Genomic DNA, 3,165 nt, shown 5'->3' on the forward strand with positions numbered 1-3,165 from the left:
AAGGCTTTTGACCTGTTAAAATCCGATGTTCATGCTGCGAAAATCGGATTGGGACCATCAAAAACCTTGCATTATCCTTCTTGTAGTACATAAGTTGGTACAAAAAGAGAGGGCAACAAAGCCTGAAACTCCCGACTCCTGACTCGGAGACTCCTGACGACCGACTCCTAACCCCACCAACAAACTTTTTCAGCAAACCCTATTTAGACCATGTAGCTGAATACTGGAGCGATGCTTGTGCCAATTTACCCAGTTATCAGCACTTTGTTGAGTGGATTCCTGTAACTTTGATTACTTTTTGCCTCTATCTCAAACATTGCTGCTGATGCGTTTCAAATTTGAATTGGCGTACCAAGATTGGCCATCTCAAAACTTTGAAAACCGCAAAAGCCCTCAATTTTTAGGGATTGTAACATGAGTGATTACCCCGGATTTTCAGTTATTAAATCTAGTTTATCTCAACCCCAGAAAACACCTCAATTAATGACAGAGCAGCACCATGGCGATACCGATACCCAAACTTAAACCGACCAGCACTTGAAAAGGAGTATGACCAATTAATTCCTTTAAACGTTCCTCGTTAAATTCCTTGCCCTCCTGGAACATTTCATCGATAATTTGATTGAGAATCCGGGCCTGTTTTCCTGCTGCCTGACGCACTCCAGCCGCATCATACATAACAATAACCGCAAAAAGCGCCGCAATCGCAAATTCGGGACTAGACCAACCCATCTGTAATCCTACCCCAGTAGCCAAGGCCCCCACCAGCGCCGAGTGAGCGCTAGGCATTCCTCCCGACGAGACTAGATAGCGCAGACTCACCTTACCATCGCGGATTAACTCAATCAGCGCTTTTAATCCCTGGGCAGTGAAACAAGCTAAAAGAGAGACTAGCAGTATTTGATTGTGTAACACCTGCTCGAAGTCCTGCATAATCTCATTCGTTTAATTTAATTTTTACGATTAACAATATACTCGGCGATGGCCCGTAAAGGTTCAGCGGCCTCATCGTAGCCACTCAATTCACCGATGGCACTATCTATTAACTGTTGAGCTTGCTGGCGGGACTCTTCTATCCCCCAGAGACTAGGATAGGTGGCTTTTTGTGCCTGTAGATCCTTACCGGCGGTTTTGCCCAATTCCTCCTTTGTCGCCGTGATATCGAGAACATCATCGATAATTTGGAAAGCCAAGCCAATATTTTGGGCATAACGGGCTAATTTAGCTATATCTTCCGCTTTTGCCCCCGCTAAAACTGCCCCCGACACCACAGAAGTCTCCAACAAGGCCCCCGTTTTCTGAGTATGGATAAAACCGAGAGTTTCTGCCGAAATATCGGGTTTTCCTGCGGATTCCAAGTCTAAAACCTGACCTCCCACTAAACCCGCTGCCCCGACAGTGCGACCTAAACGGGCAATTACCTCTAAAATCTGTAGGGGAGGTACATTACGAGTCTGGGTAGCCACATACTCGAAAGCGTAGGCTAGGAGACCATCCCCGGCTAAAATAGCGATATCTTCGCCAAAAACCTTATGATTGGTTAATTTCCCGCGTCGGTAATCATCGTTATCCATGGCGGGTAAATCGTCATGAATTAATGACATAGTGTGAATCATTTCCAGGGCGCAAGCGGTGGGTAAAGCCATCTCTAGGGAACCCCCCATCAATTCACAGGTAGCCAGACATAAAATCGGCCGCAGACGTTTGCCGCCAGCGAGGAGAGAATAGCGCATCGCCTCGTAGATTTTGGCGGGATTGCCGATAACTAAAGAGCTATCTAAAGCTGACTCGACAATTAACCGCTTTTCCTCCAGATAGGAAGCCAGAGAAAAGCTCTCGTTTTTCCTCACTTCTACCCCTTGTTCGCCCCTAGTAACCATGTCTTTTTGTCTTGAACCGACTGCTTTTAAAACTATATCAGGAAACTCCACCTCGATGGGAATTAAACTGGCTACTCCCTTGTACCCTAAGCTGTTGACTATCTAAATTACTCCTTCAGACTGCATGGCAGCACCGGAGTTGACAGTCTGAACATTTGTACTAAAATTTCCCAGACGGAGATGGGCCAATTTTCTTTTCTGATGCCTATTTTCTCTTTTAACCTGAAAAAATACATCCCTCAGCCCAGTCCAGGAATTGGCGAAAAACGGGCGATACAATTGAATTTCGCCGCAGTTATCCTGGGAGACGCTAAAGTTTTGATGATTCGGTCAAACTTCCGTTTTGTTAGCTTGCGGTTGAGAAATTTCTCGATTAGCCTAGAATTAGGATTATCCTAGGAATATATTGTATGCTGCCAGGGCAAATTTTAGGCGATCGATACCAAATCCAAAGTCAGTTAGGTAAACAAACCGGAAGACGCACTTTTCTCGCCCAAGATCTAAAAACGGGCGCTACTGTTGTCGTCAAATTATTAATCTTCAGTCCCGATTTTGAATGGACAGATTTAAAACTTTTTAAACGGGAAGCCGAAACTCTTAAACATCTAGATTGTCGCTCGATTCCTGAATATATCGACTATTTTGAAGTTCGCACCGATACCTATCAAGGTTTTGCCCTTGTTCAGAGTTATATCGAGGCTAAATCTCTCAAGGAACAGGTAGAAACCGGTCGCAAATTTACTGAAGCAGACCTACAAGAATTAGCTAAATCTATCCTAGGTATTTTAATTTATCTCCATGGACTTAATCCGCCAATTATCCACCGGGATTTGAAACCTAGTAATATCTTATTAAAAGATCGCTCGGGCCATAGTATCGGCAATGTTTATTTAATTGATTTTGGTTCTGTCCAGACTGTTGCCCAACAGGAACAGGCCACTTTAACTATTGTCGGAACCTACGGTTATATGCCCCCTGAACAATTCGGTGGTCGCACCGTTGCCGCTTCTGATTTATACAGTTTAGGAGCCACTTTAATCTATCTAGCTACAGGCATTCATCCCGCCGATTTACCCCAAAAAGATGGCAAAATTCAATTAAATAATTTAGCCAATTTAAGCCCTGCTTTTGTTCATTGGTTGGGGCAGTTAATTGAACCTAGTATCGAGAAAAGGTTTATTTCAGCACAGGCAGCAAATCAAGCTTTAAATACTCTCCACGAAATTCAATTAACTTCCTCGAACCTTGAAAAACCCGCAGGGAGTCGGGTACAGTTGCAAAAAAG

4 protein-coding genes are annotated in these 3,165 nt (G+C 44.1%); 2 read left to right on the plus strand and 2 right to left on the minus strand.

All coding sequences use genetic code 11. From position 1 onward, the window contains the following. Positions 1 to 480: 480 nt before the first annotated feature. Together PX636_RS02695 and crtE are read right to left on the minus strand one after the other, a co-directional pair. Entirely contained in the window at positions 481 to 933 is a 453-nt protein-coding gene (locus tag PX636_RS02695) for a divergent PAP2 family protein (protein WP_002733310.1), read from the minus strand. A gap of 17 nt (positions 934 to 950) precedes the next feature. Then, positions 951 to 1,880 (minus strand): geranylgeranyl diphosphate synthase CrtE, encoded by a 930-nt coding sequence (gene crtE / locus PX636_RS02700; protein WP_012264853.1) that lies wholly within the window; start codon positions 1,878 to 1,880, stop codon positions 951 to 953. A gap of 201 nt (positions 1,881 to 2,081) precedes the next feature. On the opposite strand from crtE, the gene PX636_RS02705 reads away from it, so the two are divergent. Both PX636_RS02705 and PX636_RS02710 read left to right on the plus strand, forming a co-directional pair. After that, positions 2,082 to 2,279, plus strand: coding sequence for a hypothetical protein (locus PX636_RS02705; protein ID WP_012264852.1), 198 nt, complete (start codon positions 2,082 to 2,084; stop codon positions 2,277 to 2,279). Between the two features lie 11 nt (positions 2,280 to 2,290). Next, positions 2,291 to 3,165 (plus strand): serine/threonine protein kinase (locus PX636_RS02710; RefSeq protein ID WP_288116150.1); only part of this gene is annotated, 875 nt, incomplete at its 3' end.

It is taken from the genome of Microcystis sp. M53598_WE2 (assembly GCF_030067735.1).
In the GTDB taxonomy this organism is placed as follows: Bacteria; Cyanobacteriota; Cyanobacteriia; order Cyanobacteriales; family Microcystaceae; genus Microcystis; species Microcystis aeruginosa.